Below are 4,946 nucleotides of genomic sequence, written 5' to 3' on the forward strand. Positions count from 1 at the left end.
CTGCGACGGGTACGTCACTCTCCGCTATTGGCGCTCCGCCATAAACCACATTCTGGTCACTCCCGTAGTGCATCCAGGTAACCGTCGGTGACTGGCCTACCGGCGGTTTACTGTAGTCGCACACTCCATCCGGGAAGATGTTAGCCACTTCCTGAGCAAAGTTCTCCGGTGTATAAATGCCCAGCAGCAGATTGGCCGGATAGTCCTGCGGATCCACTGGCTTGAGCTGACACTTGTTGTTCAGCGTACGAATATCGTCTCCTGCCACGGTTCTGGGAGTGCCGAACCGGGTTTGCACCAGCAGCGCCTGGGTTTCAACAATCGGATCTGTGATCGGTGCCAACAGGTCTGTCACCAGCGCTGGCAAGCCAAGGGCGCCAAGATCCAGGCCGCACACCTGCCCGGTGGCCACATCGAGGATCTCACCTATCTCTGCCGGTAATCGATTGGTTGGCAAGCCTTCCAGGCCAGGCAAAACCGGGTCCGGGTACAACAGGCCCCCGGTGAGCGGCAAAATCACACCCCAGTCGGCGGTAGCGCCAGATAACGACAGGCAGCGATCACGAGCGAAGCCGGGCCGGTTGCGAATGACTTTCTCCGGCAGGCTATCTTGCCGCGCATCCGCCTCAATCCCAGCCAGCCACTGGTCCATGGTCAGCAGTGCCTCGGTGGTAAACACCGTGTCGCCTGCGATCGGGAAAGCGCCATACCAGATGACGTGGTTCAGCGAATGCCCCTGAACCTCTTCAATACGGGCACGGGTTTGCCAGGAATGGAAGGCATCGTGGGCAAAGCCGGGGTCTGGGCCTCGCAGATCAATCATCGGTATACCGGCAAGATTCTCGGCGGTGTTGATGGCGCCGGTGCGATACGCATTGTTGATCGCCTGGATGTCTCCCCGGGTGCGCTCTGGCTGATATTTGATATCCACATTAAAGCCACCGATGTCCCGATTCAGATTCAGGAACTGGGAACCGGTAATCAAACCCTTCTGCAATGCTCTGAGGCCATACTGAACCCCTTCGTTGTCCAGCGGAATGCCGGCAAAACCCCGCCCCAGCAGCTGTTCGTTCTCAGACCAGACTTCCGGCGGTCGCTCGCCAAACTGGTTGACCATGTAATCGATCAACCCGCAGCGCAGGCCGCCCGGTCGTTCTTCCGGATGATAAACCTCAACGCCGTCTTTCAGGCGCCGGCAATCCTCCTGATCCGGGTAAGCCGCCGGGAAGAAGGCCAGATCTGAAACCACTGGATTGACGGGCAGGTGCCCGTAGATAAAGGGCCACTGGGTTGGCAGCAGACCGTTCGTTAGCAGATCCGTTATGAAGGAGAAGAACCCCTCCGGACCCTCCGGCATCTGCAGCCCAAGGTAGTTGCTGATCAGATTGTAGTCGGCAAATTGGGTAGCCGTAGTCCAGACGTCAGGATACGAACACTGAACGATCAGACCCTGATAAATACCAGGGTAAGCATTGGCAATGTGTTGCTGGGCAATCGCCCCACCAGAACAGCCGGTGCCGATGGTGTAACGAACAGGGCCGTAGTTCTCGATGATGTGTTCCTTGGCAATCATCAAAGACTCAGCAGCGGTCACCAGGTTCACGTTGTGGCCAAGGTTGGCCTGGGCAGTAGACAGGGTCACGAAACCCCGGGCCAGTGCCACGGAGATACTGTCACCCAGCAACAGCTCGTTGCCGCTGGTCAGGCCGGAGATGTCGCCATTAGGTGGACTGCCCATACCGTAACTCACCCCCACGTTACCGCCGTGATGAACCAGCACTTTCCCGTTCCACTGCTCCTGGGGATTGATAGCGGTCCAGTCGTTTCCGGGCTGGAACAACGACATTACCTGATAACGGTCCCGGTTCAGCACACCGGTTTCAACCCGCACGATAAACGGCATTTCGATACCGTCATCGGTGGTTACGGTGGCGATGTCGTCATCGGCGGGCGGGTTTTCGGGGTCGTAAGGTACAAAGGCGTCTGGCAGGCCAGGGTCTTGCGGATCAAACTCGGTGAACAATCGGGCGAAGCGCTCCGCAGGAACGTACTTGAAGCGGTATTCCGCTGGCTGGTTGCATTGCTCGTCCATCGCGGCAGCATTGGTGCAGGTCCAGGGCTGAACCTGGGGGCCAGAGAACACCGGACCACCTTTCGGGTGGTTTGTGATGGTTTTCACCAGCCGGCTACTGCGATTATCCAGCAACACTTCCAGCGTGTTCTCACCCAGTTCCAGGCCGGCAACAAGGCCTCGCAGCTGGCCCTGCGCCATCAAGGTAAACTGTCCGGTAATATCCTGGCCATTCAGCAAAACACGGGCAGCGTCAGGGTTGGCAGCATCGATGTCAATCAGAGCATCACCACCGCTGATCAGATCGGCGCGATTGGACAGAACCCGCACCTCGCCGTCTCCCATCGGCAAGCCTCTGTTACCATCGGACTGACCAGGAAGCGAAGCACCCGGAGCCGTCGAGCCCGGGCTCTGAGCATTGATATTCTCGGAAGCGCTCTCTGAACCGGACCCTCCGCACCCCACCAAACCCAGCATAACGGCTGCAACCAGAGCGTTTCTGGAGAACATAACGACCACCTCATTTGTTGTTTTTTTCGTAACAGAGCGTTACATAGCGCAACAAATGATAAGCGATGGTTATGTTTCGAGGCCTTGGTCATATCGACCGGCGCGTGCGTCAAAAATGTGAATCAAGTCTCACTTTAACCCGACCCCTAATCTCTGTGACCTCACCAGGTGCCCGTGTTTTCCATGCTGGCCCAAGGCTCCTGAACCGGCAGCGCATCGCCCTTCTGCAGCAGTTCAATCGAGATATTATCCGGCGTGCGTATGAAGGCCATATGGCCATCCCGAGGCGGGCGATTGATGGTGACGCCATTGGCCTGAAGCTTTTCGCACAGCGCGTAGATGTTATCCACCCGGAACGCCAGGTGCCCGAAATTCCGGCCGCCGGTGTAGTCCTCAGGTTCCCAGTTATAGGTGAGCTCAATCATCGGCGCCTTGTCTTCCCGGGCGTGGGCTTCGTCTTCCGGGGCAGCCAGGAACACCAGGGTGAACCGGCCTTTTTCACTGTCTTTACGAGAAATCTCCACCATACCCAGCAGGTCGCAGAAGAAATGGAGTGTGGCGTCCAGATTGCTGACCCGAATCATCGTGTGCAGGTATTGCATATAGGGCTCCTGTGGTTCCGTGGCTCTTAAACCTCGACAGTTTACGTTATTCTGATGACATGACGACAAACGCTGATACCGAAACCCTGCTCAACTTTCAAACACCCGTTGTGCGCCACCTTGCATGGCTGTGCACAGCACCGCAGTTGCTCGATGCACCTGAGTCTTTTTATCCCGCACAGTGGTTGCCGCCCAACTATCTACGCCTGCTGCAGCAATGGGACCAACACCCGGAAACCATGCCCGCAAGATTGGTGGAACCCACCGAATCCCGGTTAGGCCATTACTTTGAGCGTTTATATGAAGTGCTTCTGGTGGACTTGCTGGGCTGGGAGCTGCTGCTGAAAAACCAGCAGATTAAAGCTGGCAACCGAACCATCGGCGAATTGGATTTTCTGGTACGTAACCCACACACCCGGTGCCTGGAACACCATGAAATTGCCATCAAATACTACCTGGGCGTCAACGAAGGCCCCGACATTACCAAATGGTACGGGCCAAACGCCAGGGACCGCCTGGACCTGAAAGTAGACCGAATGCTCAGCCATCAAAGCCCCATGGCACAGCGGGAGGAAGCGCAGGCGCTGTTAGCAGAGCTGGGGATTTCAGAACCGATTATTCCGAGAGTGTTTCTGCCGGGTTATCTGTTCTATCTGGATGACGGAGTGGCACTTCCGGACTATGTGCCGGCAGGCCATGGGAAGGGGCGATGGTGCTATGCCCGTAATTTGGAGAGCGCCGATCTGACGGGTTGGGTTGCGTTGAAAAAGCCGCATTGGATTGGGCCTTGGAGACAGGATGAGCAGCCTGATTTTGAAGCGGCGCGGGAGGCAGTGGCGTTTGTGGAGGAGAAAGGCGTGCCGGTGTTGTTTGCGCGGGTGGAGTGGCAGCCTGGGCTTGGGTGTTGGGTTGAGAGTGAGCGGTGGTTTGTGGTGCCGGGGGAGTGGCCTGCTTTAGAGTTCGTCCACCAGGCCAATGCTTGCCTTCACGTTCTGTAGCGCGCGAGGGATGCGCGTTTCAATTTTGTTCTCGGGAACACCATGGCCTCCCGACTTCACCCGAGAAGAGACTCGCGCCTTATTCAACGCCACCAGCTCCAGGTGAAAATAGACCATTCGAATTCGAAAACCCGCGGCTTTCGCAGCGCCCAGGAAGTCCAACTTTGATGGGTGGGAGAACACCGTTTCAAAGCAAAAGCTGGCGCCTTCCTCCAAAAAACGAAATCGCTCTTTTTCTGCGATCAAGGCTGCCGCATAGCTATGCTTCTCTGGCTCTTCGGGCCATAGGCTTTTGGCAATGTTATCTGCGTTGATAAACGGCAAATTCCGGCGTGCAAGGAACCTCTCATAAAAGGTCGACTTGCCGGAACCATTGCCACCGACCAGTAACCATAGTTCAGGCTGCGTCATCTCGATCATTCAGTGCCACAAAAGCGCCATTTTTGAAAACACCGGTTTGCCGGCTGCCATCGGGATAGATCGCTTGTAAATAGCCTGGTTTATCAGGCGAACACTGATACACGGTGCGATTGTGAGCGATCGCTTTTGCCAGCTCACCCGATTCCCGGGCTGCATCTACCTCGGCCCATAAGTCATCGCTGGATACCGGCTCCGGAACTAACGGCTCCACCTTTACCCGACGATTGCCCTGAGCGATAGAGATCAAGTCCTCTGCCGACACCTCCCCAGCCACAATCCTGCCAATCTCCGCCCAGTATTCGATCTGTTTGGGCGTAGAACGACGCTGAACCTGAGCCTCTGCAG

At 56.6% G+C, this 4,946-nt stretch carries 5 protein-coding genes; 1 reads left to right on the forward strand and 4 read right to left on the reverse strand.

The features are described from left to right. On the reverse strand, positions 1–2,581 hold a 2,581-nt coding region (locus tag IBX51_RS14275; RefSeq protein WP_291831969.1), incomplete at its 3' end, for a DUF6351 family protein. Between the two features lie 161 nt (positions 2,582–2,742). Beyond that, the gene (locus tag IBX51_RS14280) at positions 2,743–3,183 is read right to left on the reverse strand and encodes a VOC family protein (RefSeq protein ID WP_291831970.1); all 441 of its coding nucleotides are present in this window, start codon (positions 3,181–3,183) and stop codon (positions 2,743–2,745) included. Between the two features lie 59 nt (positions 3,184–3,242). Here IBX51_RS14280 and IBX51_RS14285 point away from each other — a divergent pair, with 59 nt between their 5' ends. Beyond that, positions 3,243–4,181 (forward strand): DUF1853 family protein, encoded by a 939-nt coding sequence (locus tag IBX51_RS14285; RefSeq protein WP_291831971.1) that lies wholly within the window; start codon positions 3,243–3,245, stop codon positions 4,179–4,181. Here IBX51_RS14285 and IBX51_RS14290 read toward each other — a convergent pair. Together IBX51_RS14290 and IBX51_RS14295 are read right to left on the reverse strand one after the other, a co-directional pair. Beyond that, a complete protein-coding gene (locus IBX51_RS14290; protein WP_291831972.1) occupies positions 4,137–4,601 on the reverse strand; it encodes an AAA family ATPase in 465 nt (154 codons plus the stop codon). The genes IBX51_RS14285 and IBX51_RS14290 overlap by 45 nt on opposite strands. After that, on the reverse strand, positions 4,579–4,946 hold a 368-nt coding region (locus IBX51_RS14295; RefSeq protein WP_291831973.1), incomplete at its 5' end, for a hypothetical protein. The genes IBX51_RS14290 and IBX51_RS14295, both read right to left, overlap by 23 nt.

The organism is Marinobacter sp. (genome assembly GCF_014859525.1).
Classification (GTDB): Bacteria; Pseudomonadota; Gammaproteobacteria; order Pseudomonadales; family Oleiphilaceae; genus Marinobacter.

Coding starts and splice junctions, on each gene's coding strand:
- IBX51_RS14290 (WP_291831972.1), bottom strand. CDS start 4,601: ATGATCGAGATGACGCAGCCTGAACTATGGTTACTGGTCGGTGGCAAT.
- IBX51_RS14285 (WP_291831971.1), top strand. CDS start 3,243: ATGACGACAAACGCTGATACCGAAACCCTGCTCAACTTTCAAACACCC.
- IBX51_RS14280 (WP_291831970.1), bottom strand. CDS start 3,183: ATGCAATACCTGCACACGATGATTCGGGTCAGCAATCTGGACGCCACA.